The 26147-nt window shown below is 56.6% G+C and carries 25 protein-coding genes and 1 tRNA gene; 14 read left to right on the top strand and 12 right to left on the bottom strand.

Going from position 1 to position 26147, the window contains the following annotated elements; genetic code table 11:
• Window positions 1-154: 154 nt before the first annotated feature.
• Both KYK14_RS12205 and KYK14_RS12210 read right to left on the bottom strand, forming a co-directional pair.
• A complete protein-coding gene (locus tag KYK14_RS12205) occupies window positions 155-1084 on the bottom strand; it encodes a ribose-phosphate pyrophosphokinase (RefSeq protein WP_185282648.1) in 930 nt (309 codons plus the stop codon).
• Window positions 1085-1249: 165 nt separating this feature from the next.
• Window positions 1250-1322: transfer RNA gene (locus KYK14_RS12210), tRNA-Gln, on the bottom strand.
• A 283-nt stretch (window positions 1323-1605) separates the two neighbouring features.
• Here KYK14_RS12210 and atpD point away from each other — a divergent pair.
• From atpD to KYK14_RS12225, 3 genes are all read left to right on the top strand, one after another.
• On the top strand, window positions 1606-3111 hold the full coding sequence (gene atpD / locus KYK14_RS12215; RefSeq protein ID WP_185282649.1) for a F0F1 ATP synthase subunit beta: 1506 nt from the start codon (window positions 1606-1608) through the stop codon (window positions 3109-3111).
• Between the two features lie 103 nt (window positions 3112-3214).
• Window positions 3215-3460: an ATP synthase F1 subunit epsilon gene (gene atpC, locus KYK14_RS12220; protein WP_219159144.1), complete on the top strand. Its 246-nt coding sequence runs from the start codon at window positions 3215-3217 to the stop codon at window positions 3458-3460.
• A gap of 107 nt (window positions 3461-3567) precedes the next feature.
• Window positions 3568-4698, top strand: a complete 1131-nt coding sequence (locus KYK14_RS12225; protein WP_219159146.1) for a trans-sulfuration enzyme family protein — start codon at window positions 3568-3570, stop codon at window positions 4696-4698.
• A 171-nt stretch (window positions 4699-4869) separates the two neighbouring features.
• On the opposite strand, the gene KYK14_RS12230 is transcribed toward KYK14_RS12225, so the two are convergent.
• The 4 genes from KYK14_RS12230 to KYK14_RS12245 form a co-directional block, all read right to left on the bottom strand.
• Window positions 4870-5808, bottom strand: coding sequence for a YitT family protein (locus tag KYK14_RS12230; RefSeq protein WP_219159148.1), 939 nt, complete (start codon window positions 5806-5808; stop codon window positions 4870-4872).
• Window positions 5809-5898: 90 nt separating this feature from the next.
• Window positions 5899-7050, bottom strand: a complete 1152-nt coding sequence (locus KYK14_RS12235) for an aminotransferase class I/II-fold pyridoxal phosphate-dependent enzyme (RefSeq protein ID WP_219159149.1) — start codon at window positions 7048-7050, stop codon at window positions 5899-5901.
• 69 nt (window positions 7051-7119) lie between these two features.
• Entirely contained in the window at window positions 7120-7800 is a 681-nt protein-coding gene (locus KYK14_RS12240; RefSeq protein ID WP_219159150.1) for an acetyltransferase, read from the bottom strand.
• A complete protein-coding gene (locus KYK14_RS12245; protein ID WP_219159151.1) occupies window positions 7797-8444 on the bottom strand; it encodes a sugar transferase in 648 nt (215 codons plus the stop codon). The genes KYK14_RS12240 and KYK14_RS12245 overlap by 4 nt, the downstream gene beginning before the upstream one ends.
• Before the next feature lie 125 nt (window positions 8445-8569).
• On the opposite strand from KYK14_RS12245, the gene ispE reads away from it, so the two are divergent.
• Window positions 8570-9382 carry a 4-(cytidine 5'-diphospho)-2-C-methyl-D-erythritol kinase gene (gene ispE, locus KYK14_RS12250; protein ID WP_219159152.1) on the top strand — a complete coding sequence of 271 codons (813 nt, stop codon included), beginning with the start codon at window positions 8570-8572 and terminating at the stop codon, window positions 9380-9382.
• Between the two features lie 153 nt (window positions 9383-9535).
• Here ispE and KYK14_RS12255 read toward each other — a convergent pair whose 3' ends face one another.
• From KYK14_RS12255 to tgt, 3 genes are all read right to left on the bottom strand, one after another.
• Window positions 9536-10444 (bottom strand): DMT family transporter, encoded by a 909-nt coding sequence (locus KYK14_RS12255; protein WP_219159153.1) that lies wholly within the window; start codon window positions 10442-10444, stop codon window positions 9536-9538.
• A 91-nt stretch (window positions 10445-10535) separates the two neighbouring features.
• Window positions 10536-11612 carry an LptF/LptG family permease gene (locus KYK14_RS12260; RefSeq protein WP_219159154.1) on the bottom strand — a complete coding sequence of 359 codons (1077 nt, stop codon included), beginning with the start codon at window positions 11610-11612 and terminating at the stop codon, window positions 10536-10538.
• A gap of 90 nt (window positions 11613-11702) precedes the next feature.
• Window positions 11703-12833 (bottom strand): tRNA guanosine(34) transglycosylase Tgt, encoded by a 1131-nt coding sequence (tgt, locus tag KYK14_RS12265; RefSeq protein ID WP_219159155.1) that lies wholly within the window; start codon window positions 12831-12833, stop codon window positions 11703-11705.
• Between the two features lie 177 nt (window positions 12834-13010).
• On the opposite strand from tgt, the gene KYK14_RS12270 reads away from it, so the two are divergent.
• The 3 genes from KYK14_RS12270 to rsmG all read left to right on the top strand — a co-directional run bounded on the left by KYK14_RS12270 (window position 13011) and on the right by rsmG (window position 15615).
• Window positions 13011-14144 (top strand): glycosyltransferase, encoded by a 1134-nt coding sequence (locus KYK14_RS12270; protein WP_219159156.1) that lies wholly within the window; start codon window positions 13011-13013, stop codon window positions 14142-14144.
• Complete coding sequence (locus tag KYK14_RS12275; protein WP_185282661.1) at window positions 14135-14758, top strand: RNA polymerase sigma factor; 624 nt, start codon at window positions 14135-14137, stop codon at window positions 14756-14758. The genes KYK14_RS12270 and KYK14_RS12275 overlap by 10 nt, the downstream gene beginning before the upstream one ends.
• 233 nt (window positions 14759-14991) lie before the next feature.
• Complete coding sequence (gene rsmG / locus KYK14_RS12280) at window positions 14992-15615, top strand: 16S rRNA (guanine(527)-N(7))-methyltransferase RsmG (protein WP_219159157.1); 624 nt, start codon at window positions 14992-14994, stop codon at window positions 15613-15615.
• Between the two features lie 161 nt (window positions 15616-15776).
• Here the strand turns inward: rsmG and KYK14_RS12285 are convergent, their stop codons facing one another.
• Window positions 15777-16760, bottom strand: a complete 984-nt coding sequence (locus KYK14_RS12285; protein WP_219159158.1) for a YheT family hydrolase — start codon at window positions 16758-16760, stop codon at window positions 15777-15779.
• A 186-nt stretch (window positions 16761-16946) separates the two neighbouring features.
• Here KYK14_RS12285 and rpsT point away from each other — a divergent pair, with 186 nt between their 5' ends.
• Complete coding sequence (rpsT, locus tag KYK14_RS12290; protein WP_185282664.1) at window positions 16947-17204, top strand: 30S ribosomal protein S20; 258 nt, start codon at window positions 16947-16949, stop codon at window positions 17202-17204.
• 245 nt (window positions 17205-17449) lie between these two features.
• On the opposite strand, the gene pyk is transcribed toward rpsT, so the two are convergent.
• Together pyk and KYK14_RS12300 are read right to left on the bottom strand one after the other, a co-directional pair.
• On the bottom strand, window positions 17450-18889 hold the full coding sequence (gene pyk / locus KYK14_RS12295; protein WP_185282665.1) for a pyruvate kinase: 1440 nt from the start codon (window positions 18887-18889) through the stop codon (window positions 17450-17452).
• Window positions 18890-19010: 121 nt separating this feature from the next.
• The gene (locus KYK14_RS12300; protein WP_185282666.1) at window positions 19011-19439 is read right to left on the bottom strand and encodes an IPExxxVDY family protein; all 429 of its coding nucleotides are present in this window, start codon (window positions 19437-19439) and stop codon (window positions 19011-19013) included.
• A gap of 162 nt (window positions 19440-19601) precedes the next feature.
• Between KYK14_RS12300 and KYK14_RS12305 the strand changes: the two genes are divergently transcribed.
• From KYK14_RS12305 to pgl, 6 genes are all read left to right on the top strand, one after another.
• Window positions 19602-19838, top strand: coding sequence for an acyl carrier protein (locus tag KYK14_RS12305; RefSeq protein WP_073109216.1), 237 nt, complete (start codon window positions 19602-19604; stop codon window positions 19836-19838).
• Window positions 19839-19941: 103 nt separating this feature from the next.
• The gene (gene fabF, locus KYK14_RS12310; protein WP_185282667.1) at window positions 19942-21195 is read left to right on the top strand and encodes a beta-ketoacyl-ACP synthase II; all 1254 of its coding nucleotides are present in this window, start codon (window positions 19942-19944) and stop codon (window positions 21193-21195) included.
• 26 nt (window positions 21196-21221) lie between these two features.
• The gene (gene rnc / locus KYK14_RS12315; protein WP_343217097.1) at window positions 21222-21944 is read left to right on the top strand and encodes a ribonuclease III; all 723 of its coding nucleotides are present in this window, start codon (window positions 21222-21224) and stop codon (window positions 21942-21944) included.
• A gap of 246 nt (window positions 21945-22190) precedes the next feature.
• Window positions 22191-23702, top strand: coding sequence for an NADP-dependent phosphogluconate dehydrogenase (gndA, locus tag KYK14_RS12320; protein ID WP_246601820.1), 1512 nt, complete (start codon window positions 22191-22193; stop codon window positions 23700-23702).
• Window positions 23703-23738: 36 nt separating this feature from the next.
• A complete protein-coding gene (gene zwf, locus KYK14_RS12325; RefSeq protein ID WP_185284186.1) occupies window positions 23739-25259 on the top strand; it encodes a glucose-6-phosphate dehydrogenase in 1521 nt (506 codons plus the stop codon).
• Window positions 25259-25987: a 6-phosphogluconolactonase gene (pgl, locus tag KYK14_RS12330; RefSeq protein WP_219159159.1), complete on the top strand. Its 729-nt coding sequence runs from the start codon at window positions 25259-25261 to the stop codon at window positions 25985-25987. Before zwf ends, pgl begins: the two co-directional genes overlap by 1 nt.
• The last annotated feature ends 160 nt before the right edge of the window (window positions 25988-26147 follow it).

Raw genomic sequence — 26147 nt, forward strand, 5'->3', positions numbered from 1 at the left:
TGTGGAAGTGTTGCCGACAGGTAAGGAGAAGATGTAATAAACATCTGTCACCCTGAACGCAGTGAAGGACCTTATGCCGCCAGAACGATGTTCGTAACAACGAGTCGTTCTGGCGGCATAAGGTCCTTCACTGCGTTCAGGATGACAGAAAATTCTAAATAAACAGCGAGCTAATCGACTCGTGACTAACGACGTTGTGGATGGCCTGGGCAAACAGCCCCGCCACCGACACGACCTTGATTTTGCTGTTCTCTTCGCGCAGCGGAATGGTGTCCGTAATAATCAACTCTTCCAGGGCCGAGTTGCGGATACGGTCGTGGGCGGGGCCGCTGAGTAGGGGGTGGGTAATCACGGCGCGTACCGATTTGGCGCCGCGCTCCATCAGCAACTCGGCGGCTTTGCAAATAGTACCGGCCGTATCCACGATGTCGTCTACCAAAACCACGTTGTGGCCGGCCACGTCGCCGATTACCTGCATGGAGGCAATTTCATTAGCCCGCAGACGCATCTTGTCGCACACCACAATCTCGGCACCAAAGCGCTTGGCGTAGGCCCGCGTGCGTACTACCCCACCCACGTCGGGGGAAGCGAAGAGCAGGTTGTCCAGGTTCATTGACTTGATGTAGGGAACCGTCACGGCAGCACCGTCAAGGTGGTCTACCGGAATATCGAAGAAACCCTGAATCTGGCCCGCGTGCAGGTCGCAGGTCATTAGGCGGTCGGCGCCTACGCTTTGTATGATGTTAGCTACCACTTTGGCCCCAATGCTTACGCGCGGCTTGTCTTTGCGGTCCTGGCGGGCGTAGCCCATGTAGGGCATCACCACGTTCACCTTGTAAGCCGAAGCGCGCTTGGCGGCGTCTACCATCAGGGCCAGCTCCATTAGGTTCTCGGCGGGTGGGTTGGTGCTCTGAATCAGGAAAACCGCGCAGCCGCGCACGCTTTCGTTGAAGCTCGGCCCCAGTTCCGCATCGGCGAAGCGCTGGATGCTAAGGTCGCCCAGCGGAATACCGTAGGCGGCCGCTATCTGCTCACCGAGTTCGTGCGATGCGTTGCCCGTAAAGATTTTAACCTGTTGTGCCATGAGAAAGAGGTAGGTGTATTGGAGAAGACGACAAAGAACGGCCAGCGAGCAGAAAGCGCCAAGCGCTGGCCCGAATAAAGCCAACGCCCCGGAAAAACCAGAAAAAGCGAAAGGCGCTGCCTTCCTGAAGAGGAAGATGCAGCGCCTTTCGCGGTAGTTGAGCAGTTGTCCGACCAGGGCTCGAACCTGGACTTTCTTGAATCAAAATCAAGCGTGTTGCCAGTTACACCATCGGACAATTTGTAATTCCCAACGGGGTGTGCCGTTTGGGTGTGCAAATGTACTACTGTTAGAATTCAAGGCAAACTTTCGGGCAAATATTTTTTTCGACCAACTCGTTTTAAATGCCCTTTTTTTGTCGGTAATGGGTGCTGAAACCTTGATTTTCAGAGTGTGACGTTTCCAGTAAAAAGCTGAAAATTTCTCAGGCTCTCTATACAAGTAGACTTGGCAAAGCAACGATTTTGCCGTAGTTTTGCGGCCTGAAAACGTTGCACCCCCCTACATATAATAAGAACCGCATGGCGAATATCGGTAAAATCACCCAAGTCATTGGTCCCGTTGTGGACGTGAGCTTCGCGGGTGAAGGCGCTAAGCTGCCTAATATCTTGGATGCCCTCGAAGTAACGAAGGATAATGGCCAAGTTGTGGTACTGGAGTGCCAGCAGCACTTGGGGGAAGACCGGGTACGTACCATTGCGATGGACTCGACGGAGGGCCTGACCCGCGGCGCAGAAGTGCGTGATCTGGGCGCTCCTATCTCCATGCCCACCGGTGACGGCGTGAAAGGCCGCTTGTTTAACGTAATCGGCCAGGCCATCGACGGCATTCCGCAGCCCCAGAGCACCGGCGGCCTCTCCATTCACCGCCACGCGCCAGCATTTGAGGACCTGGCTACGTCGTCGGAGGTATTCTTCACTGGTATCAAAGTAATTGACCTGCTTGCTCCTTATGTAAAGGGTGGCAAGATTGGTTTGTTCGGCGGTGCCGGGGTAGGCAAAACCGTACTGATTCAGGAGCTGATCAACAACGTGGCCAAGGCCTACTCGGGTCTGTCGGTGTTTGCCGGTGTGGGTGAGCGTACCCGCGAAGGCAACGACTTGTTGCGTGAATTCATCGAGGCCAACATCATTCGCTACGGCGAGGAGTTCAAGCACTCGATGGAAGAAGGCGGCTGGGACCTCTCCAAAGTAGACATGGCCGAGATGGAAAAGTCGCAGGCTACCCTCGTGTTCGGCCAGATGAACGAGCCTCCCGGAGCCCGCGCCCGCGTGGCCCTGTCGGGTCTGACCATTGCCGAGAGCTTCCGCGACGGCGACGGCACTGGTGCTGGTCGTGACATCCTGTTTTTCATCGACAACATCTTCCGCTTCACGCAGGCGGGTTCAGAAGTATCGGCTCTGCTGGGTCGTATGCCTTCGGCCGTAGGTTATCAGCCTACCCTCGCTACCGAGATGGGTGCCATGCAGGAGCGTATCACCTCTACCAAACGTGGTTCCATCACGTCGGTACAGGCCGTATATGTACCTGCCGATGACTTGACGGACCCGGCTCCGGCCAACACCTTTGCTCACTTGGACGCTACCACGGTATTGTCGCGTAAGATTGCCGAGCTGGGCATCTACCCTGCTGTGGACCCACTGGACTCTACCTCGCGCATTCTGGACGCTACTATCCTCGGCGACGAGCACTACAACACCGCCCAGCGCGTGAAAGAGTTGCTCCAGCGCTACAAGGAACTGCAAGACATCATTGCTATCCTGGGTATGGACGAGCTGTCGGAAGAAGACAAGCAGGTGGTAACGCGTGCCCGTCGTGTGCAGCGCTTCCTGTCGCAGCCCTTCTTCGTGGCTGAGCAGTTCACGGGTTTGAAAGGCGTGCTAGTTGACATCAAGGACACCATCAAAGGCTTCAACGAAATCATAGATGGCAAGTACGACCACCTGCCCGAGGCTGCTTTCAACCTGGTAGGCAACATCGAAGATGCTGTAGCCAAAGGCGAGCGACTGATTGCCGAAGCCAAGTAATTTCTTTTGAGCTGCTAGCTGATGGTTGTTAGCGGCTAGCCTTCTGGGTATAGTCTCGTCATCAGCTAACAGTCATCAGCTAACAGCTAATAGCTCAAAGAATATGCATTTAGAAATCATCACGCCCGACCGGAAGGTGTTTGAAGGCGAAGTAACCTCGGCGCAGTTTCCGGGCATCGACGGGCTGTTTGAAGTGCTCAACAACCACGCACCACTGATTTCGGCGCTGAAAACCGGTGCGGTGACGATCAACGGCGCCAGCGGCCGCGAGTCGTTCAACATCGATGGCGGTGTGGTGGAAGTGCTGCGCAACAACGTAATTGTGTTGGCTGAGTCGATTAAGGCATAGCTTTCACGCTCCTGATTTTCCTAAAAAAGGTCTTTCTCTGTAGAGGAAGACCTTTTTTTGTGCCGTAAGCCGTAGCTTGTGCCGCCAACCACGCTTTGCTGTATTCGATGGAAATTCATCCCAAAATCACCCCAATCTACCAGACTTCCGTTTTTAAGTTCGACGATTTGAACGAACTAGAACTGTATTTCGGGGAGCCGGGGAGCCGTTATATGTATTCGCGCAACGGCAATCCCAATTCCGACGAGTTAGCCGATGCCGTAAACAAGCTGGAAACCGGCGCGGGCGCCGTAGCTACGGGCTCGGGCATGGCGGCCATCTTTGCGGCCATGCTGTGCTACTGTCAGGCCGGCGACCATGTGCTGTGCGCCCAGGATATCTACGGGGGCTCGTCGTCGCTGCTAAACCAGGAGCTGAGCCGCCTGAGCATCAGTGTCACGTATGTGCCATTTGCCGATCTGACGGGCGACTTGCAGCCCTACCTGCAACCGCGCACTAAGCTGTTGCTCTGCGAAACCATCAGCAACCCCTTGTTGCGAGTGGTAGACGTGCAAGCCGCTGCTGCTGCATGCCACGCGCACGGCCTGAAGCTGGTAGTTGATAACACGTTTGCTACCCCCGTGCTCACGCAAGTGCTGGCCCTGGGCGCCGACCTGGCCGTGCACAGTGTCACGAAATACCTGGCCGGCCACTCCGACGTGACGGCTGGCGCCGTGGTAGCCCGCACTGGGGAAGATGCTGCGCGCCTCAAGCAAATTGGCGTCACGTTTGGCCTCACGCTGAGCCCGATGGAAAGCTGGTTGGCCGTGCGGGGCCTCAAAACGTTGCGTTTGCGTGTGGAAGCGCACTCGCGTAATGCTACGCAGATTGCCGATATGCTGGCGCAGCAGCTCAGCGTGCGGGCCGTGTATTATCCGGGGTTGCCTACCCACCCGCAGCACCAGTTGGCCGCAGCGCAGGGCCACGGGTTGTTCGGCGGCATGCTGTCTTTCCTGTTGGCCGATGAAGACGAAGTAGTGAACCGGGTAATGCAGCGGAGCCAGCGGTTTCCGTTTGCGCCGTCGTTGGCTGGGGTAGATTCGTCGCTTTCCTACCCCGCTGGCACCTCGCACCGCGCCCTGACGCCGGAGCAACGCACAGAGCTAGGCATCACAACCGGGCTGGTACGGCTATCCGTGGGTATCGAGCCGGTAGATGAACTGCTGGCTGATCTACAGCAAGCACTATCTGGCGGGTAGGGTTTTATACTGAGTACTTAGGCTTTTGTGCGTTATATACTGCCTAATGAACTTTATGTACCTTATCAGGGCGGTATTCTACACAATCAGGATAGATAATACAGCTTTTTTATAAACTGAAAGCCCCCGCAATATGCCATTGCGGGGGCTTTCAATTTATTCTTACGGTATTTAATGTAGTGGTCTTTTCTTCACCATACCGCCTTCTGTGTCATCAATCCGATACTGAATGACGAAGGCTTTGGGGTCGATGCTGCGAACTTCTGCGCGGAGCTGCGGGATTTCCAAGCGCGTCACAACGGTGAAAACGATGTCCATATCGATGTTCTGAGCGCCGCGCTTGCCGAAGCCACGCTTACCCTGGTACATGGTGACACCCCGGCCAAGCTTCTCCGTAATGGCCTGCCGAATCTGCTCGCTGAACTCAGCGGAAATAATGGTGACGCCTGTGTACTGCTCGATACCATTAAGCAAAAAGTCGAGGGAGTTGGAAGCCGCTACGTAGGTCAGAATAGAATACAGCGCTACATCAACGCTGAGCACAAAGGCTGCGACGCTGAAGATGAAAATGTTGAGAAGCAGAATAACGTCGCTGACTTTGAGCAGCGGCGTGTATTTGCTGATGAGTAGGGCGGCTATTTCGGTACCGTCGAGGACGGCGCCGCCGCGCATGGCTAGGCCGATACCCGCGCCGATGAACACGCCACCAAACACGGAGGTTAGGAGTACATCGTGGGTGACGTCGGGGAAGTGGACCACAGCCAGGCATATTGCCAAACCCGCAATAGCCGCTGCGCTTTTGATGGCGAATTGCAGCCCTACCTGTCGGTAGCCCAAAATAAGGAAGGGTAGGTTGATGAGCGGCAGCAAGCCCGCCAGCGGTATGCCCGTCACGTTGGACAAGAGCATGGAAATGCCCGTTACACCCCCATCGATGAGGTGGCTGGATAGCAGGAAGCCTTTGAGGCCCATAGCTGCCGATAGAATTCCCAACACCACCAAAGCGAAGTTGCGTAGTCTGGCTTGCGGCGTGAGGGTAGGGGCGACGGGCGGGGCAACGGGCGGCGCCGGTACGGGGGAGGCCTGGGGAATGGGGGCTTCGTCAGCCATGAAAATCAGAGGATAAAGCGACAGAAAGCGCAAAATAGGCAATTCACCCGGCGAAGCCAGCCAGGTTTTCTTCCAACTACGGATGAGGCGTTAAGAAGCTGCGGGCAGAACTTCGCGCACGGCCTCTACCACGCGGACCAGATCCTCATCGGTTAAAGAAGAACCGGAGGGTAGGCACAAGCCACGAGCAAACAAATCGGCGCAGACGGTGCCGCCGTACATGGGTGCTCCGGCAAAAAGTGGTTGCAGGTGCAGCGGCTTCCAGAGCGGTCGGCTCTCAATATTGCGCGTTTCGAGGTGGTGGCGCAGTTGCTCAGGTGTGACGGGCGCAGTAGCCGGGTCGAGGAGCAAGGTGGTGAGCCAGCGGTTGCTGCGGCCGCCTGAGGGCTCGGTGGGTGCGAAGCTCAGGCCTGGCAGCTCACGCAGTTTATCCTGATACCAGGCAAAGGTTTCGCGGCGCTTCTTCACGCGGTCCTCAATCAACTCCATCTGCCCACGCCCGATGCCCGCCAGCAGGTTGCTGAGGCGGTAGTTATAGCCAACTTCCGAATGCTGATAATGGGCCGCAGGATCTTTGGCTTGTGTAGCCAGGTGCAGCGCCCGACGGGCATGGTCGGCGTTGTTGGTTACCAGCACGCCGCCCCCGCTGGTAGTCAAGATCTTATTACCATTAAAGGAGAAAAGCCCCACGTCGCCGAACGTGCCCAACAGCCTACCCTGGTAGCGTGAGCCAAGGGCTTCGGCGGCGTCTTCCAGCACTGGAATAGCATATTCGGCGGCTATAGCTAGCACCTCCGTAAGCTGAGCGGGCATGCCATAGAGGTGCACCACGATGAGGGCTTTGGGCTTGCGGCCCAGGCGCAACCGATCTTCAATGGCCGTGCGCAGCAGGGTGGGGTCGAGGTTCCAGGTGGCAGGCTCACTATCCACAAATACCGGCGTGGCACCTAGGTATAGAATGGGGTTGGCCGTGGCCACGAAGGTGAACGACGGGCACAACACTTCGTCGCCCGGACCTACCCCTAACAGTTGCAAACCCAGGTGGATAGCAGCCGTGCCCGAGGTAAGCGCCACCGCGTGCGCCGCACCAGTGTATTGACAAATGTCCTGCTCAAAGCCCGTAAGGTTGGGGCCAACTGGGGCTACCCAGTTGTCTTCAATAGCCTTATGCAGATAATTCAGCTCGTGGCGGCCCAGGTGTGGGGGCGAAAGGTAAATTCGGTCGTAATCCTGGCTGCGCATGAAAAGCGGAAGGTGATAGCAAGGCGGGGAAGGTACGCAGGAACGGCTAAAATGCCGTGATGTCGCAATTTATACGGCCTTATGTTGTTTTATAACAGCGGCCGGCACGCCCACGGCCGTGCAGTGGGCCGACAGGTCGCGGACGGCCACGGCGCCCGCGCCCAGGGTCGTGTGCGCGCCTACCGTCACTTGGTTGAGCACCGTGGCATTGGTGCCCAGATACACCCCCGCGCCCAGGTGCGCTTCGCCACCCACGTTGGCGTGGGGCATCAAGGAGCAAAAATCTTCCAGCACGGCATCGTGGCCTACCGTGCAGCCCAGGTTGAGCAGCACGTAGTTTCCTAACTGAATATCCGTTGTTAGAATGCAGCCTTGGGTGATGATGCAGCCCGCCCCAAAGCGCAGACGCTGGTAGGACTGGCAGGCTACGCTAGGGTGAATGAGGGTAGGAAACGACAGAAGAGGCGAGGTGAGCTGGGCCACAATAGCGGCTCGGTTGCGGCTGCTGCCCACGGCCACGGCCACGGCTAGGGGCTCAGGGGTAGCGTTGAGGTCGGCAGCGGTGCCGAGGTAGGGTAGGTCGTGCAGGGTAGGGGTGGCGGGCGGCTGGTCGTCGTAGAAGCCGCGCAGGTCCCAGGTAGGCCGCACCTCGTTGAGCTGGCGCACCAGTACCAGCACCTCGCGGCCCAGGCCGCCCGCACCGAAAATGACCAGGGGAAATAGCGGGGACGGCGTAAGAATTTCGCTCATAAAGTAGTTGGTGGGGGCGAGCCAGTGAAAGCAGTGGTAGTGGCTTGGCCAGCGGCGGTGATGTCCTGCGCACCGAGTACCCGCTTAACCGTGCGTAGCAGAATTTGCAGATCCAGCCCTAAGCTTAGGTGGTCCACGTACCACACATCATACCGGAATTTTTCTTCCCAACTGATGGCGTTGCGGCCATTTACCTGTGCCCAGCCCGTGATGCCCGGCCGTACGTGGTGACGCCGCGCCTGCTCGGGCGAGTACAGTGGCAGGTATTGCATCAGCAAGGGGCGCGGGCCTACCAGGCTCAGGTCGCCGCGCAGCACGTTCCAGAGTTGCGGTAATTCGTCGAGGGAGGTGGCGCGCACCCAGCGGCCAAGGCGGGGTAGGCGCTCGGCATCGGGTAGGAGGTGGCCGTAGGCGTCGCGGGCCTCAGTCATGGTTTGTAGCTTGTACAGCGTGAACAGCTGCCCATCGAAGCCGGGGCGCTGCTGCCGGAATAACACGCGCCCCTGATTTTGTACAGCCAGCAGTGCAGCGGTGCCGAGCAGCAGCGGGGCCGTAAGCACCACCAGCGGTGCGGCTAGCGCCATATCCAGCAGGCGCTTGCCGCGACGGGCGTACCAGGAAGTAGGGGTAGGAAGATGGGCCATGCGTGCCGCAAAAATACGGTTTCTGTGACGGAGAAGCCGTAGCTTCGCCGCGGGCTGCGCCGATGGTGTAGCCGTTTATCTACCAACGGGCGCCCTGGCACCAGGCGCCTGCAAGGCGCCTCCACATGCTTGTTTTTCCCAACGCCAAGCTCAACCTTGGCCTCTACGTTACCGGCCAGCGACCCGACGGCTTCCGCAACCTTGAATCGGTGTTTCTACCCTTACCCTGGACCGATGCCCTAGAAGCTCTGCCCGCCCCAGAAACCACGCTCACGCTCACTGGCTTGCCTATTCCCGGCGACCCGACCACCAACCTCTGCCTGCGGGCCTATGAGCTGCTGAAAGTCGATTTCGACTTGCCGCCCACGCAATTGGACCTGCACAAAGTGGTACCCATTGGGGCCGGGCTAGGCGGCGGCTCGGCCGACGCGGCGTTTGCGTTGCGGGCCCTGAATGACCTGTTCAGCCTACAGCTTTCCACCGAAACGCTTGTTGGCTACGCCCGCCGCTTGGGCTCTGACTGCGCCTTTTTCATCGAAAACAAACCCGTTTTTGCTCACGAGAAAGGCGACGTGTTTCAGCCCATCGACCTCAATCTGACCGGTACGCCCTGCGTAGTGGTCTACCCTAACCTGCACATCAGCACTGCCGAAGCTTACGCCCGCGTGGTGCCCGCTACGCCCCGTCACGACTTGCGCGAGGCGCTTTCGCAACCTATGGAGACGTGGCGCCATACCATCAGCAATGATTTTGAGGATGCCCTCACGCCGGTGTACCCAGTGCTGGGCAGCATCAAGCAGCAACTGTATGATGCGGGCGCTACCTACGCCAGCTTGTCGGGCTCAGGCTCGGCGGTGTATGGGTTGTTTGCGGGTAGGGAAGAAGCACCTCTATTGACGTGGCCCACGGAGTACACCACGTGGCACGGCCGGCTGTAGGGGCGCTTTGCAGGCGCCCGTCGTTGCTGACGTTGGTTCTTATTTCTCGCCGATAACCTGTCATTTCAAAGGGAGTGAGAAATCTCGCGTGCAGCGGTAATCTCAATCGGTAGGAAACTACCAGGAGCAACGATGGGCGCCTGCAAGGCGCCTCTACACCAGCACCTCAGCCGCGGCGGGCTGGCGCTGACGGCGCTTGTTCCACTGGTCCAGCACCGGATGAATTAGGACGCTGAACAGGATGATGGCCGTGCCCACGTAGAAACCGGCCGACATCTTCTCATGGAAAAAATACACGGCCAGCAAAATGCCATACACGGGCTCCAGATTGATGGTGAGGTTGACTACGAAGGCCGAAATGCGCTTCATCAGTTCCACAGAGGCTGAGAAAGCATATACCGTGCATACGCCCGCCAGCACTAGCAATAGCCACCAATCGTTGCCGTGCAGAGACAAGTGTAAGCCCGCGCCGTTGGTGAAATAGCGGCTGTAGAAGGGTAGGAATAATAAGATGCTCAGGCAGGCCCCGCTCATCTCATAAAAGGTGAGCTGGGTAGGCGTATGCCGCTTCACAAATTTGGAATTAAGGACGCTGAACAGCGCCGACAGCCCCGCCGACACAATGGCCACGCTCAGCCCCAATAACTGGTTCAGCTCAGCCTGCGACACAATATAGAGCCCTACCATCGTCAGCAAGCCCAGCCCTACCTCGTAGAAACGCACCGGCCGCCACAGAATCAGGGGCTCCAGCAGCGAGGTCCATAGCGCCAGCGTGGCCAGGCCCGCTAGGCACACACTCACCGACGACAGCCGCGCCGCCAGGAAAAACGTAATCCAGTGCGCCGCTACCAGCGCGCCTACCCCCATCAGCCGCGCCGTGTCGGCCGCGCCTATCCGCCACGACTGTCGGCGCATCAGCAGCAACCCCAGCAGCCCTATGCTGGCCAGCAACGTGCGCCAGAATACCAACTCCACCGGCGGCAACGAAATCAGCTTGCCCAAAATGGCCGTGAAGCCCCAGAGCAACACAATAAAATGCAGCCGCAGGTAATCTTTTAACATAAAAGTGGGTGAGTGACTGAGTGATTGTTTTAAGTGTGTGAAATGTGGCAGTGAGAACAATTACTTATTCACTCATCCACTCAGTCGCTCGTTAGCGCGGTACAAACCGGTAGAGGCCGGCGCCGATGCAGGAGAAAACGATACTAGGCATCCAAGCGGCTAGCATGGGGTGCATGTCGCCCACGCTGGCCAGGTTGCGGCCCAGAATCACGAAAATGATAAACAAGAAAGCTAGCACGAAGCCCAACGCAATTTGCCCACCTACCCCGGCCCGCGACTTGCGCGAGCTCAGAATCACGCCGATAGCCGTGAGGATGACGATGGCAAAGGGGTAAGAATAGCGCTCGTATTTCTCGCTGAGGTACTGCTGCGTGTCGTCGGCGCCGCGGTCTATCTTCTGCTGAATAAACTCGTTCAGCTCGGGCAGCGTCATGGTTTCGGCCAGGCGGTATTTGCTGGCGAAGTCCTTGGGGTAGAGGTTGAGCGTGGTGTCGCGGGCGGGGATGGTGAGCAAGTTTTCCTGCTGCCCATCGATGGTGCGCACCAGCTGCGGCGAGAGGTGCCACACGTGCTTGGTAGAGTCCCAGCTGATAGCATCAGCCGTGAGGCGGCGGCGTAGCTTGGTGCCATCAATGGTTTCTAGGGCAAAGTGGTAGCCAATGTTGCTGGTGTTGTCGTAGCTCTCCATATAAGCGTAGCTCCGCTCGCCTACCTTCATGTGCACATTGCGGCCGCTGAAGTGATACGGCCGCTTCACGTACAGCCGCTCGAAATTGACGCGGGTTTTATTGGCCACCGGAATCACCCAACCAATCAGCCCAAACGTGGCCCCGCCAATAATGGCCCCACCCACCAGGTAGGGTAGCAATAGCCGGTTGAAGCTCATACCGCTGGCCAGCATGGCCACAATTTCGGTGCGCTCGGCCAGCCGCGCCGTCACAAACACCACCGCAATAAACACCGTGATGGGCGACAGCAGATTGGCGAAATAGGGAAACAGGTTGACGTAGTAATCCAGCATAATCTTCTTCGCAGGCAGATTATGCTGAATAAACTTGTCGTTTTTCTCCGTGAAATCCACCACGCAAATCACGCTCACCAGCAATAGCACCGTGAACACGAACGCCGTGAGGAATTTCTGGATGATGTATTTATCGAGGAGCCGCATGAATTTAGCTGATAGCTAATAGCTGTTAGCTATTAGCCTTCTGTATAGAATAAATAAGCTAACAGCTATCAGCCATCAGCTAATAGCTTGCTATAAGCGTGTCATCACCTGCTTCACCATCTTGTCCTTCCACTCGCGGAAGGTGCCGGCCAGGATTTGCTCCCGCGCCTGGCCTACCAGCCACAGGTAGAAGCTGAGGTTGTGGATGGAGGCAATTTGCGGGCCGAGCATTTCCTGACTCTGAAACAGATGGCGCACGTAGCTGCGTGAGTAAAACGTACTGACGTAGCCACCTAGTTCACGGTCAATCGGCTCGAAGTCGGTAGCCCATTTCTTGTTGGTGATATTCATAATGCCCTGCGTGGTGAACAGCATGCCGTTGCGGGCATTACGGGTCGGCATCACACAGTCAAACATATCTACGCCCAACGCTATATTTTCCAGAATATTGGCCGGCGTACCTACCCCCATCAGGTAGCGCGGCTTGTCCTGAGGTAGGATGTCGCAGACCAGCTCGGTCATTTCGTACATCAGCTCGGCGGGCTCGCCCACGCTCAGGCCACCAATAGCGTTGCCTTCGCGCTGCTGCTCAGCCACAAACTCCGCTGACTTGATGCGCAAATCCTTGAACGTGCTACCCTGCACAATAGGAAACAGCGTTTGCTGGTAGCCGTAGTGGCCCTCGGTGCTGTCGAAGCGCTCGATGCAGCGCTTCAGCCAGCGATGCGTCATGTCAAGGGAGCGGGCGGCGTAGTCGTACTCACAGGGCCAGGGCGTGCACTCGTCGAAGGCCATCATAATATCGGCCCCAATGGTGCGCTGAATGTCCATTACACCCTCGGGCGAAAACAGGTGCTGCGAGCCGTCGATGTGGGAGCGAAACTTCACGCCCTCTTCCTTGATCTTGCGCGTGCCGCTGAGCGAGTACACCTGATACCCGCCCGAGTCGGTGAGAATGGGTCGGTCCCAGCCGTTGAACTTGTGCAGGCCGCCGGCTTGGCGCAGCACATCCAAGCCGGGGCGCAGGTAGAGATGGTAGGTGTTGCCGAGGATGATCTGCGCCTTGATGTCGTCTTTCAGGTCGCGCTGCTGCACAGCTTTCACGGTGCCGGCTGTGCCCACGGGCATGAAAATGGGCGTTTGAATAGCACCGTGCGCGGTGTGCACTACACCAGCGCGGGCTTTGGACTGCGGGTCCTGGGCAACTAAATCGAAAGTCATATAAGCAAGAGCCTTTCTCGCAGAGATTCGCGGAGGTAGGGGCAGAGGTTCGCAGTGTGTTTGTGAGAACGACACTGCGAACCTCTGCCCCTACCTCCGCGAATCTCTGCGAGAAATGTACGGTAGGAATTTACAAAGGTAACTAATGCCTACTTTTGCCTGCTTATCCTGTTTGCTGTGTTGCCACTTCCTTTTTCCCCGCTGGTATGGCTGCTGCTGGCGTGTGTGCTGGTGCAGCTGTTCTACTTCGCTTACTATTTCCTACCCTTCGCCAACCGGCCACCCGAGCTGGCAGCCGACGCACCCGGCCCCGATGAAGAGCCCGTTTCCATTCTCATCTGCGCCCGCAACGAGTTAGACAATCTGCGCCAGCTGATGCCGTTGCTGCTCCAGCAGGACTACCCCGCCGGCTTCGAAATCGTCCTCGTCGATGACCGTTCCAGCGACGAGACCTACCTCTATGTGCAGCAACTCGCGCAGTACTACCCCCACGTGCGGCTGGTAGAAGTGCGCCGCACCCCCGATGGCCTGTCGCCCAAAAAATATGCGCTTACCCTAGGCATCAAAACCGCCCGCTACCCGCGCCTGCTGTTCACCGATGCCGATTGTATACCCGCTACCAATCAGTGGCTCAGGCTGATGCAACGCGGCTTTGCCCAACCCGCCGACATGGTGCTGGGCTACTCTGCCTATACGCCTGCGCCGGGCCTGCTTAATAAGCTGATCCGTTTTGAAACCTTAGTCACCGGAGCACAGTATTTGTCGTTTGCCTGGCGTGGTAAGCCCTACATGGGCGTGGGCCGCAACTTGGCCTACACGCAGCAAACCTTCCGCTCCACCAAAGGGTTTGCATCTCACATTCGCAGCCTGAGCGGCGACGACGACCTGCTGGTGCAGGATGCCGTGGCCCAGGGCGCCCGGGTGGCCGTAGTGGCCGAGCCCAGCGCCCATGCCCTCAGTGAGCCAGCTGCACAGTGGGGCGCTTGGTGGCGACAAAAACGTCGGCATTTGTCGGCGGGTAAGCGCTACCGCTTCGCCGATAGATGGCGAGTAGGAAACTTTATTGGTACTAATCTGCTTTTTTATTTCACTGCATTTGGACTGTTATTTTCCCGCCCCGATTGGATACCTTTGGCTGTCTTATGGTCGTTACGGACCGGTATCATGTTTCTGACCTATCACCAATTGGGTCGCCGCCTTGATGACCGCCTACCCCCGGCGCTGTTGCCTTTGCTCGACGCCATCTATTCTTTCTACTATCTAGCCCTGGGAATCTCGCTGTTCCTTCACCGCACGCTCCGATGGAAGTAAACAATCAGGAAATACAAAAACAGTTCTCCGCCAAAGCCAAGCACGATTTCAAGCTGATTCGTGCCGCCGTAGAGCAAGGTGATGAGAAGGCCTACGCTGAGTTGATGCAGATCTACAAGAAACCCGTGTACCACGTGGTCTTGAAGATGGTGCGCAACGCCGACGACGCCGAAGACCTCACCATCGAGGCGTTTGCCAAGGCTTTCCGCAACCTGCACAAGTTCAACCCCGAGTACGCGTTTAGCACGTGGCTGTTCCGCATCGCCACCAACAACTGCATCGACTTTATTCGCAAGAATAAAATCAAAACGATGTCGATTGACTCGGCTATCAAGATTGACAATGGCGACGAAATCACCATCGATTTTCGCGACGGCAACCTCAATCCGGCCGAAAACGCCATCAAAAATCAGAAAATCGAAATCATGCAGCACGTGGTATCACGCCTGCCCGATAAGTACCAGCGCCTTGTTACGCTGCGCTACTTCGATGAGCTGAGCTACGAGGAAATTGCGCAGGAGCTAAAAGCCCCCCTCGGCACCGTGAAAGCCCAACTGCACCGCGCCCGCGAGCTGCTCTATGACATGGTAAAGAACAAGAAGCACATTATCTGATGCGCTGATTTTTGATGAGTTGATAATTGATTTGAAAAGCCCCGGCCTTGGTTGGGGCTTTTTGTTTGGGTTGAAACCATCTGTCATCCTGAGCGGAGCGAAGGACCTTCTCACGCCGGAAGAACCGTTGAACAATTGATGAAAGAACGACTCGTTTCGGCGTGAGAAGGTCCTTCGCTCCGCTCAGGATGACAGTGTAGTTACTATGTAGCTGCACTATCTTTGCCCACATCATGGACATCCTCTTCAGCTACTTTCCTACCCTCACCGACCACCAGCGTGACCAGTTCCGCCAGCTCGAAACCGAGTTTCGCGGTTGGAATGAGCGCGTGAACCTCATTGCCCGCACCGACGTGGAGAACCTGGCCGAGCGCCATTTTCTGCACTCGCTGGGTATTGCCAAGGTCATAGAATTCCCGGCGGGCTCGTCGGTGCTGGATGTGGGTACGGGCGGTGGCCTGCCGGGCTTGCCATTGGCTATTCTGTTTCCCGAGGTGAAATTTCACTTGGTAGACAGCATCGGTAAGAAGATTCGGGCGGTGGAAGGAATGGCCGAAGCGCTGCACCTCACCAACGTCACGGCCGAGCAAATTCGTGCCGAGCAGCTACACACCAAATACGACTACATCGTGAGCCGCGCCGTGGCCCGCCTCGCTACCTTCCATACCTGGATTGCGCACCGCTACAAGCCTCACGCCGCTGCCAACAGTGGCCTCTATTACCTAAAAGGCGGCGACCTAACCGAAGAAATTGCCGAATCAGGCCTGAAAGCGCATAGTACAGATCTGAGTGACTTCTTCAACGAAGAGTTCTTTGAAACGAAGAAGGTAGTGTTTGTGCCGAGTCAAAAGGCATAAGAGTTGAGTAGTAAGTTAAAAGAAACGTGTGTCATCCTGAGCTTGCGAAGGATCTTATCACACAAAAACGATTCGTTGTTACGATAGTCGTTCAACTGGCATAAGATCCTTCGCAAGCTCAGGATGACACACGTGTTTTACTACGCACTACTTCTCTTTTCCTATCCCGGCACTTCTGCCGTCAGAAACTCTACGGCCCGGCGTTCAGAGTAATACTTCCCATCGGGAGTGCCTTCGGCAAAGCCTACGTGGCCGCCAGCGGGTGGCGTTTCTAGGAATACGTACTGGCTGCGCGCTGCTACGTCGTGAGGGTAGCAGGTAGGCGCCAGGAAAGGGTCGTTCTGGGCGTTTACGAGGAGGGTAGGAATGCGGATATGGCTGAGGTAGCGGCCAGAGCTGGCCGTCTCGTAGTATTCGTCGGCCGATTGAAAGCCGTGCATGGGTGCCGTAAACCGGGCGTCAAACTCCGGGAAATCGCGCAGTAAGTCAATGCCCTCCAAATCCACTTGGCCGGGTAGCAACTCGGCCTTCTGTCGCATCTTAGCCCGCAACGATTTCATGAAGCGCGTCATATACACGCGGTTTTCGGGCCGGGCAATCTGGTAGGAGCTGGCTTTTAGATCGGTAGGTACCGAGAAAACGGCTGCCCGCGCCACTTTCGGTGGCACACGCGCGGGGTTTTCACCTAGGTACTTCAGCGTCACGTTGCCACCGGCTGAGAAACCCGTTAGAAACACACGTTGGTAGCGGCCAGTAGCCAGCGCGTATCGAATCACGAAATCCAGGTCATCGGTGTCGCCGAGGTGGTAGGAGCGGAGCAGGCGGTTCATCTCGCCGCTACAGCTGCGGTAGTTCCAAGCCAGCGCGTCGAATCCCGCGTTGTTCAAGGCTCGCACCATGCCACGCACATAGGGCCGCGAGGCGTCACCTTCCAGTCCGTGCGATACAATGCCCAGCGTGTCGCGGGCGTTGCCAGCCGGCCGCGACCAATCGAGGTCCAGAAAGTCACCATCTTCTGTTTCTACCCGCTCGCGTTGGTAGTGCACCTCTGGCACCGAGCGCCACAGGCTGGGCACAATGGTTTGTAAATGACCATTGAACAAGTAAAATGGTGGTCGGTAACGGGATTCAGCAATAAAAGGCATGGCAGTTTAGGAGGGGTAGCAAGCAAGCACAGAAGCGTGGAAGTTGTTTCGTGCCATCTGGTGTATTCCCGTAAAATAGCAGACTGTGCGCAAATCTGGCTTAGTCGTTTGTTAATTCCAACGAAAGCCGTACCTTTGCCACCCCAACTGAACTGAAACAGAGCAGAACGTACCTATTTCAACCCCATGGCAAACCACAAATCGGCCCTCAAGCGCATCCGTTCCAACGAAGCTAAGCGCGTATTGAACCGTTATCAGGCTAAATCGACCCGTACCGCTATCAAGAAACTTCGCGCTACCACGGTGCAATCCGAGGCACAGGAGCAGCTGAAGAAGGTTTCGTCGATGCTGGACCGGCTGGCTAAAAAGAACATCATTCACAAGAACAAAGCCGCTAACAATAAGTCGAGCCTGGCTAAGTTCGTAAGCTCGCTGGCCGCCTAAGGCGACTCTCTCCAGCGTTCCTGCTCTTTTTAATAGAAAAGGCCCTGCGTGCAAACGCAGGGCCTTTTTGTCTGATCCACGGATTACAGCGGATTTTGTGGACGGTTTGCTGATGTCGTGCATCATTGTTCTGGCTACCTGAGCGGTAGCAACATAAAAAGCGGCTGCCTATTGTAGGCAGCCGCTTTCAGTAATAATCGTCCAAAAAATCCGTGGAATCCGCTGTAATCAGAGCGAATCCGTGATTAAGCGACGCTTACCTTCACCATGTTGGTCTTACCTTTTTCCGTAATCGGCATAGAGGCGGTGTTGATGAACACGTCGCCTTTTTGCAGGTGGCCGGTAGTGGTCAGGATATTCTTGAGGTCGTCGATGGTGCTGTCGGTGCTGTTCATGCGGTCGTAGTAGAATGAACGTACCCCCCACACCAGGCTTAGGACCGTGAGTAGTTCGCGGCTGTCGGTGAAGATGAAGATATCGGCCTTAGGGCGGTATTTCGACAGTTGGAAAGCGGTATAGCCGCGGTGCGTCATGCCGGTAATGGCCTTGGCACCCGTGTTTTTGGCCAAGTGGCCCGCCGCCGACAACAGACTATCCACCATAAAACCGGGCGAGTTGGAATCGATAGGCACCCAATGGTTGAAGATAGTTTCCGACTTGCTTTCCACGCTCCGGATGATGGCCCCCATCTGCCGGATTACCTCAATGGGGTAGGCGCCCACGGCGGTTTCGGCGGAGAGCATCACGGCGTCGGTACCGTCGAGCACGGCGTTGGCCACGTCGTTGGTTTCGGCGCGGGTAGGGCGGGGGGCCGTAATCATGCTCTCCATCATCTGGGTAGCCACAATCACGGGTTTGCCGGCCTTATTGCACTTCTGAATAATCATTTTCTGCGCCAGCGGTACTTCACCACCGGCAATTTCCACGCCCAGGTCGCCGCGGGCTACCATCACGGCATCCGTGAGGGCAATGATTTCGTCGACATTGCGCAGGCCCTCGGGCGTTTCGATTTTGGCTATGACGCGGGTCTGCTTGCCGGCTTCGGCAATCAGCGACTTAATAAAGCGAATGTCCTCGGCGCGGCGCGCAAACGACAAGGCCACCCAGTCCACGTCGTTTTCCAGGCCAAACTTCAAGTCGGCAATGTCCTTCTCCGTCATCGACGGGGCCGACACGTCGGAGTCGGGGAGGTTGATGCCTTTGCGGGGCTTCACGGTGCCGCCGTAGATAACTTCCACGTCTACCTCTTTCTCGCGGTCGGTGGCCAGCACGCGCAGCTCAATCTTGCCGTCGTCAATCAGAATTGCGTCGCCGGGCTTCACGTCGCGGGCCAAGCCCAAGTAGATCGTGCTCAGGCGCTCCGCTGTGCTGATTTCCTTTTCGCCACACACCAGCTTAATCTTGTCGCCGGCCTTGATTTCCACGCTGCCGCCCTCTACTTCGCCCAATCGGATTTTCGGCCCTTGCAAATCCTGCAACAAGCCCGCATTGGTGCGCAGGTCTTTGTTCAAGCGACGCACCGTATTAATAACGTTCAGGTGCGTTTCGTGCTCACCGTGCGAGAAATTCAGGCGGAACACGTTGACACCCTCACGAATAAGGGCGCCCAGACGCTCGTACGTATCAGAAGCCGGACCAACGGTGGCTACAATCTTGGTTTTATTGAAATGAGGACGTGGTTCCATGCAAGAGAAGAAGAGAATGGTATGTCTGGTGGTACGAAAAAACAGGTAGAGTGCGGGGCACAGTGCTACAAAGGTAGCGGAACCTAGGGCTTCTGCCCCAGGGCAAGAGGATAGGGGTGTGTTAGAAAAACAAATTCTCCTTGAATTCCAGTTGGTTGGGGTCTAGTTGACACACATGTTGTACGTCTTCCAGCGCTGTAAGGCGTGCTAGCACCTGCTCCGGCGCCAGTGTGCCCGTGCCGTTGCTGATTTGTAGTAGGTAGTCGTACTGCCGCACATCGGGCGCGAGGTAGGGCTTTTTGAGGGTAGAGGGCGCCACCGAGCGGTTGCGAAACAGGCGCAACGTGCACGTGTGCGTAGTGTGCAGATAATTGCTGATCACCAACCGGCCGCGGCTGAGCAAATCGTAGATGATATCCTGCTGTTTTACCAAGCGCAGGCGCAGGTCGGCATTCAGCAGCCAGGCTAGGCGATGCTCTCGGGTAGAGGAAACCAGGCCAAATAACTCGAAGTCGCAGTCGTATTCAAAGTCGAGAGTCAGGGTTTTCATCGGCTGAGTATCAAGGGAAAACAAGCAAAAGTAGGGAGGCGCTAAACGCGTTGGAACCAGCCCGGCCATAATGTTGTACCTGTAAGATTAGACCGGGTTTGTTTGACAATGTTAGCGAAGATGGTGTTATTTGTGCCTAGTTTTCCTCAAACCCCCACGGAAATGTCTGAAATCGCAGAAAAAGTAAAAGCCATTATCATCGATAAGCTAGGTGTAGAAGCTTCGGAAGTAACGCCAGAGGCTAGCTTCACCAACGATCTGGGCGCCGACTCGCTCGATACCGTTGAGTTGATCATGGAATTTGAAAAAGAGTTTAACGTGTCTATCCCCGACGATCAGGCTGAAAACATTGCTACCGTAGGGCAGGCAATCAGCTACCTCGAGGAGCACGCTAAGTAGTCGTTCGCGACTTCTTTTTACGGCTTATAGCTCATCGGCCGGCTTGCCGCCGGCCGTTTTGCTTTTCCCACCCTTTCCTATTCTTTCGTTTCTTCCTTAGCCTATGTCTCTTCGGAGAGTTGTTGTGACCGGCATTGGGGCCATTACCCCACTTGGCAGCACGGCCCCCGCCTACTGGGAAGGCCTGGCGCAGGGCGTGAGCGGCGCGGGGCCTATCACCCGTTTCGACGCCAGCAAGTTCAAAACGCGCTTCGCCTGCGAAGTGAAAAATTATACCCCCGACGACTACTTCGACCGCAAGGAAGGTAGGAAGATGGACCTCTTCACGCAATTTGGTGTGATTGCCAGCGATGAAGCCATTAAGGACGCTGGTTTGCACGAGAGTGGCGTTAATAAAGATCGGGTAGGCGTGATTTGGGGCTCTGGCATCGGTGGCCTCACCACCTTCCAGCAGGAATCTTTCAACTTTGCCAAGGGCGACGGCACGCCGCGCTACAACCCGTTCTTCATTCCGAAGATGATTGCTGACTCCTCGTCGGGCAACATCTCTATCAAGAACGGCTTCCGCGGCCCCAACTTCGTGACCACGTCGGCTTGCGCTTCTTCGTCCGACTCCATCGTATCGGCCTACAATTACATCCGTTTGGGGATGGCCGATGTGGTCGTAACCGGCGGCTCGGAGGCGGCTATTACCGAGGCCGGGGTAGGGGGCTTTAATGCCCTGAAGGCCATGAGCGAGCGGAACGATGACCCTGCTACCGCCTCGCGCCCTTATGATAAGGACCGCGACGGATTTGTATTGGGCGAAGGAGGCGGCGCGCTGGTAGTAGAAGACTACGAACACGCGAAAGCCCGCGGCGCGAAAATATACGCCGAAATCATTGGCGGTGGCCTGTCTTCGGATGCCTACCACATCACGGCGCCTGACCCTACGGGCGAGGGTGTAGTGCTGGTGATGCAGAACGCCCTGCGTGATGCTGGCATCACGCCGGAAGATGTAGACTACATTAACACCCACGGCACCAGCACGCCGCTGGGCGATGGCGCTGAAATCAAGGCTATTCAAAAGGTGTTTGGTGAGGCCGCGTACAACCTCAACATCTCCTCCACCAAAAGCATGACCGGCCACTTGCTAGGCGGCGCGGGTGGTATTGAGGCCGTAGCCAGCATTCTGGCCATTCAGCACGGCATCATTCCGCCTACTATTAATCACTTCACGGACGACCCGGAACTGGATGCGCGGCTGAACTTCACCTTTAACGAGGCGCAGAAACGCGAGGTGAACATTGCCGTGAGCAATACGTTCGGGTTTGGCGGCCACAACACATCGGTGGTCTTCCGTAAATTCCGCGACTAATGCCGAGGCCCGGTCAGCCCTTGCCTGTGTTTGGATTTTTTCGGCGGTTGCTGGGGCACGACCGGGCCTTTCGGCAGGCCATTACCACGATGACGGGCGTTTCGCCCGACAACGTGCGCGTGTATCGGCTGGCATTTACGCACTCCTCGGTGGTGCGGCAGCAGCCAGAGCAAGGCAGGCACCAGAGCAACGAGCGCCTGGAGTTTCTGGGCGATGCTGTGCTGGGGACCATCGTGGCCGAGTACCTGTTTCGTAAGTTTCCCTACGAGCAGGAAGGCTTCCTGACGGAGATGCGCAGCCGCATCGTCAACCGCGAAAGCCTCAACCAGCTTGCCCTCAAGCTAGGCCTTGATAAGCTGGTGCAGCTGGATGCAACTCAGGGTAGGGCGGCCCGCTCGCGCTCCGTGAACGGCAACGCGCTGGAGGCCTTGGTTGGCGCCGTCTACCTCGACCAAGGCTATAAGGTAGCCCGCAAATTCGTGCTCAGCCGCCTGATTAAGCCCTTTGTGGATGTGAAGTCGTTGACCGAAACCACATCCAACTTCAAAAGCAAACTCATCGAGTGGGCACAGCGGCAAGGCAAGGTAGTGCGCTACGAGCTGGCCGGCGAGCCACGCGGGGGCGGTGTGATGGAGTTTTCGGCCACGCTGTTCGTTGATGAAGCTGTGGTGGCAACAGGAATGGGCCTCTCAAAGAAACAGGCGGAGCAACTGGCCGCCGAACGCGCCCTAACCGCACTGGGTCTGTAATCATCTTACTATCAATGTCAAAAGCCGGCTGCTTGCCCAATAAAAGGGTAGGCGGCCGGCTTTTTATTTATCATCTGAGCCAGAGTTTACGTACACCCTACGCAACTGCAGGCAGTCCTGACCTGAAACCATGCCCTACTTCAATGGTTAGAGACGGGTAGGACGTCTGCTGCCAATCACTACCTTCGCGACATCTGCTTCCGCATTTCATCTCACACCTAACACCGCTAGAAACTTTCTTTCCCAATGAGCGCACCACAACCAAAAAACTACGCCTTCGGCATGATTGGCCTGGGTACTATGGGCCGCAACTTGCTGCTAAACATGGCCGACCACGATTTTTCCGTGGCTGGTTATGATAAGGACACCAGCAAAATTCCGCTGCTGCACAAGGAAGCCAACGAAGGCGGGGTAGAAAATGTGGAGGGCTTTTCGGACCTGGGTGCTTTTGTGCAAAGCCTGGCCAAACCCCGCGTGGTGATGATGCTTGTGCCAGCCGGCAAGATTGTGGACAGCGTAATCTCAGAAATTACGCCCCTGCTTGACCAAGGCGATATGCTGATTGATGGTGGTAACTCCTATTTCTTGGATACTACGCGCCGAGCGCAGGAACTGGAAGTGAAAGGGCTGCATTTCTTCGGGATGGGCATTTCGGGTGGGGAGGAAGGCGCGCGGCGCGGTCCCAGTATGATGCCGGGCGGCGACCAGGATGCCTACCAGAAGATGAAACCTGTGCTGGAGGCTGTAGCGGCCAAAGTAGGCGGTGAGCCGTGCGTGACGTACATCGGGCCGGGCGCTTCTGGCCACTTTGTGAAAATGGTGCACAACGGCATCGAGTACGGCATTATGCAGCTGCTGGCCGAGACGTATGATGTAATGAAAAACGGCCTGGGCATGAGCAATGAAGCTATGCAGCAGGTATATGCCAAGTGGAACGAGGGCCGCTTGCAGTCTTTCTTGGTAGACATCACCAAGGACATTTTTGCCTACATCGCCCCCGACACCGACCACCTGCTGCTAGACGACATCAAAGACGAAGCCCGCTCCAAGGGAACCGGCAAATGGACTTCGCAGATTGCGATGGACCTACAAGTGCCTTTGTCGCTAATTGACGAAGCAGTAGCCATGCGCGATTTATCGAAGTATAAATCGCTGCGTGAGGAAATGGAAAAGGTGTATCAGGCACGTCCTACCCCCAGCAAAGAAGACCAGGAGCAGCAACTGCAAGAGTTGGAGCAGGCCATGTACTTCAGCATGATCATCGCCTACGCCCAAGGCATGCACATGCTAGCTCGTGCTTCGGAAGAGTACGCGTATAACCTGAACCTGGCCAATATTTCTAAAATCTGGCGTGGGGGCTGCATTATTCGCTCCGAGTTCCTGAATACTATCTACAACGCTTATCAGCAGAAGCCTGATCTGGCCCACTTGCTGCTCGATGACAACGTGCGCCAGCAGGTGCAGGAGTCGGTAGCCGGGGCACGTGCGGTGGTAGCGCGCGCGGCCACGATGGGTATTGGTACGCCCGCGTTGGCTGCTTCGCTAAGCTACTTCGACACGCTGCGCACCGGCCGGATGCCTTCCAACCTGATTCAGGCCCAGCGCGACTACTTTGGTGCGCACACCTACGAGCTCATTGGACACGAGGGCGTGTTTCACACCCAGTGGACGCCCTCGCACGAAGCCGCCGAAAACAAAGAAGATACGCACCGCGGTACTGGCACCGAGAATGAAACGCCGGTTACGCCCAACAAATAATTCGTGTCTTCCACCATCACTCGCTACGACTTACGCATGAGTAATAAAGATAAAATCCGGCCGACCATTTTTGTCATCTTCGGGGGGACCGGCGATTTGAACGCCCGCAAGCTGGCACCGGCACTGTATAATTTGTTTCTGGATGGGTGGCTTCCTGCGCAGTTCGCTATCCTGAGCACGGGCCGCACCAAGCTAACAGACGAAGCCTACCGTGACAGGGTGAAGGAAGACATCAACAAGTTTTCGCGTCGTGGCAAGGCAGGGCTGGAGAAGTGGGAGGAGTTTGCGCAGCACCTGACCTACCAGGTATCCGACCTGAACGATGCGGCTACCTACACGCAATTTGGCGAGCGGGTGGCCGAGCACGAAGCCGAGTGGAACACTACGGCGCAGGTGATTTACTATCTGGCCGTATCGCCCAACTTCTTCCCCATCATCGCCCGCAACCTCTCGGAAGCCAAACTGGCCGAGGACCCCGACCGCGTGCGCATTGTGATTGAGAAGCCCTTCGGGCACGATCTGGAAACGGCTAAGGAGTTGAACGACCTGCTGGCTGGTATTTTTCAGGAGCGTCAGATCTACCGCATCGACCACTACCTGGGTAAGGAAACGGTGCAGAATATCATGGCCTTCCGCTTTGCCAATGCTATTCTGGAGCCGCTTTGGAACCGCAACTACATTGAGCACGTGCAGATTTCCGTGACCGAGCAACTGGGCATGGGCGAGCGGGGCGACTACTATGACGGCTCGGGCGCCCTGCGCGATATGATCCAAAACCACCTGTTGCAGCTACTGTGCCTAGTGGCCATGGAGCCGCCCGTGAGCTTTGAGGCCGACGAAGTGCGCAACCGTAAGGTAGATGTACTGCGCGCTATGCGCCGCTTTGGACCGGAAGAAGTGCGTTCGGCCGCTGTGCGCGGGCAGTATGCCAAGGGGTGGGTAGAAGGCAAAGAAGTGCCTGGCTACCGCGAAGAAAACAAGGTAGACCCCGACTCGAACACCGAAACCTTTGCCGCTATCAAGTTCTTCGTGGATAACTGGCGCTGGCAAGGCGTACCGTTCTACCTGCGCACGGGCAAGCGTTTGCATCGCTCGGCATCCATCATTACCATTCAGTTTAAAGACGTGCCCCACCTGATCTTCCCAACCGAATCGGCGGAGGCGTGGCACCAAAACCGGCTGGTTATCAGTATTCAGCCCGAAATGAGCATTCGCTTGCAAGTGCAGGCCAAGCGCCCCGGCTTGGATATGGTGCTGAATCGGGTAGACATGGTGTTCGACTACCAAGGTACTTATACCAACGATACGCCCGAGGCCTACGAAACCCTGCTGCTGGACACGATGCTCGGCGACCAAACGCTGTTTATGCGCGGCGACCAAGTAGAAGCTGCATGGGACCTTATTATGCCGATTCTCAATGCCTGGGAAAACAAAAAGAGCATGAACTTCCCTAACTATTCTGCCGACTCGTGGGGACCGGAAATTGCCGAGGCGCTCATTGCCCGCGACGGTTACCACTGGTTTACGCTACCCCTTCACGATAAAAAAGAGTGCTAATGGCTATTCGCGTTTTTAAATCGTCGGAGGAAGCATCGCGGGCGCTGGCAGAGTATTTTGTGGCGACGGGCAACGAGGCCATTGCGGCGCGTGGTCGGTTTGCAGTGGCGCTGTCGGGCGGGTCGTCGCCCAAAAAGTTGTTTGAGCTACTGGCCGCCGACTACCGCGACCAGTTAGCTTGGGATAAGGTGGATTTCTTTTGGGGTGATGAGCGCTACGTGCCGCACACCGACCCCAACAGCAATTACCTGATGGCCAAAAAAGCCCTACTCGACCCGTTGGATATCCAGCCGGCGCAAATCTTTGCCGTCGATACCAGCCTGAGCCCTTCGGAAGCGGCGGCCGCCTACACGCGCACGATGCAGCGCTATTTCGATAGCGAAAATTCCCTACCCCTCGATCTGGACTTGCTAGGGCTAGGCGACAACGCCCACACGGCTTCGCTGTTTCCGCACACCTCCGTGCTCACCGACGAAAGCGTGAGCGTGCAGGCGCTTTATATCGAAGAAGTGCAGGCCAACCGCGTTACCATGACGGCCCCGCTGTTGAATCAGGCCCGCGCCACCGTGTTTTTGGTGTACGGTGAGGGCAAGGCCGAAGCCGTGCGGCAGATCTTGGAAGAGGAGCGTGATATCCAGCGCTACCCCGCCCAACTGATCCAGCCCGAAAATGGTAACGTCACGTGGTTTCTGGACGAAGCTGCCGCCAGCAAGCTGACACAGAAGTAACTTTTTACTTATATAGAACGTCATGCCTCATCTGGCGTCTGGTTGCCGAAGCACCTCGCGTGCTGATGTTGGATACTATCTTCCGTCAGCGCGCGAGGTGCTTCGGCAACCAGACGCCAGATGAGGCATGACGTTCTGACGTTATTTATATTCACAATTT

Origin of the sequence: Hymenobacter profundi (assembly GCF_019334315.1) — a bacterium.
In the GTDB taxonomy this organism is placed as follows: domain Bacteria; phylum Bacteroidota; class Bacteroidia; order Cytophagales; family Hymenobacteraceae; genus Hymenobacter; species Hymenobacter profundi.

Coding starts and splice junctions, on each gene's coding strand:
- KYK14_RS12225 (WP_219159146.1), top strand. CDS start 3,568: ATGGAAATTCATCCCAAAATCACCCCAATCTACCAGACTTCCGTTTTT.
- ispE (WP_219159152.1), top strand. CDS start 8,570: ATGCTTGTTTTTCCCAACGCCAAGCTCAACCTTGGCCTCTACGTTACC.
- rsmG (WP_219159157.1), top strand. CDS start 14,992: ATGGACATCCTCTTCAGCTACTTTCCTACCCTCACCGACCACCAGCGT.
- KYK14_RS12235 (WP_219159149.1), bottom strand. CDS start 7,050: ATGCGCAGCCAGGATTACGACCGAATTTACCTTTCGCCCCCACACCTG.
- atpD (WP_185282649.1), top strand. CDS start 1,606: ATGGCGAATATCGGTAAAATCACCCAAGTCATTGGTCCCGTTGTGGAC.
- KYK14_RS12300 (WP_185282666.1), bottom strand. CDS start 19,439: ATGAAAACCCTGACTCTCGACTTTGAATACGACTGCGACTTCGAGTTA.
- KYK14_RS12275 (WP_185282661.1), top strand. CDS start 14,135: ATGGAAGTAAACAATCAGGAAATACAAAAACAGTTCTCCGCCAAAGCC.
- atpC (WP_219159144.1), top strand. CDS start 3,215: ATGCATTTAGAAATCATCACGCCCGACCGGAAGGTGTTTGAAGGCGAA.
- zwf (WP_185284186.1), top strand. CDS start 23,739: ATGAGTAATAAAGATAAAATCCGGCCGACCATTTTTGTCATCTTCGGG.
- rpsT (WP_185282664.1), top strand. CDS start 16,947: ATGGCAAACCACAAATCGGCCCTCAAGCGCATCCGTTCCAACGAAGCT.
- KYK14_RS12245 (WP_219159151.1), bottom strand. CDS start 8,444: ATGGCCCATCTTCCTACCCCTACTTCCTGGTACGCCCGTCGCGGCAAG.
- KYK14_RS12230 (WP_219159148.1), bottom strand. CDS start 5,808: ATGGCTGACGAAGCCCCCATTCCCCAGGCCTCCCCCGTACCGGCGCCG.
- KYK14_RS12305 (WP_073109216.1), top strand. CDS start 19,602: ATGTCTGAAATCGCAGAAAAAGTAAAAGCCATTATCATCGATAAGCTA.
- KYK14_RS12255 (WP_219159153.1), bottom strand. CDS start 10,444: ATGTTAAAAGATTACCTGCGGCTGCATTTTATTGTGTTGCTCTGGGGC.
- KYK14_RS12240 (WP_219159150.1), bottom strand. CDS start 7,800: ATGAGCGAAATTCTTACGCCGTCCCCGCTATTTCCCCTGGTCATTTTC.
- pyk (WP_185282665.1), bottom strand. CDS start 18,889: ATGGAACCACGTCCTCATTTCAATAAAACCAAGATTGTAGCCACCGTT.
- fabF (WP_185282667.1), top strand. CDS start 19,942: ATGTCTCTTCGGAGAGTTGTTGTGACCGGCATTGGGGCCATTACCCCA.
- tgt (WP_219159155.1), bottom strand. CDS start 12,833: ATGACTTTCGATTTAGTTGCCCAGGACCCGCAGTCCAAAGCCCGCGCT.
- KYK14_RS12285 (WP_219159158.1), bottom strand. CDS start 16,760: ATGCCTTTTATTGCTGAATCCCGTTACCGACCACCATTTTACTTGTTC.
- KYK14_RS12205 (WP_185282648.1), bottom strand. CDS start 1,084: ATGGCACAACAGGTTAAAATCTTTACGGGCAACGCATCGCACGAACTC.
- gndA (WP_246601820.1), top strand. CDS start 22,191: ATGAGCGCACCACAACCAAAAAACTACGCCTTCGGCATGATTGGCCTG.
- pgl (WP_219159159.1), top strand. CDS start 25,259: ATGGCTATTCGCGTTTTTAAATCGTCGGAGGAAGCATCGCGGGCGCTG.
- KYK14_RS12260 (WP_219159154.1), bottom strand. CDS start 11,612: ATGCGGCTCCTCGATAAATACATCATCCAGAAATTCCTCACGGCGTTC.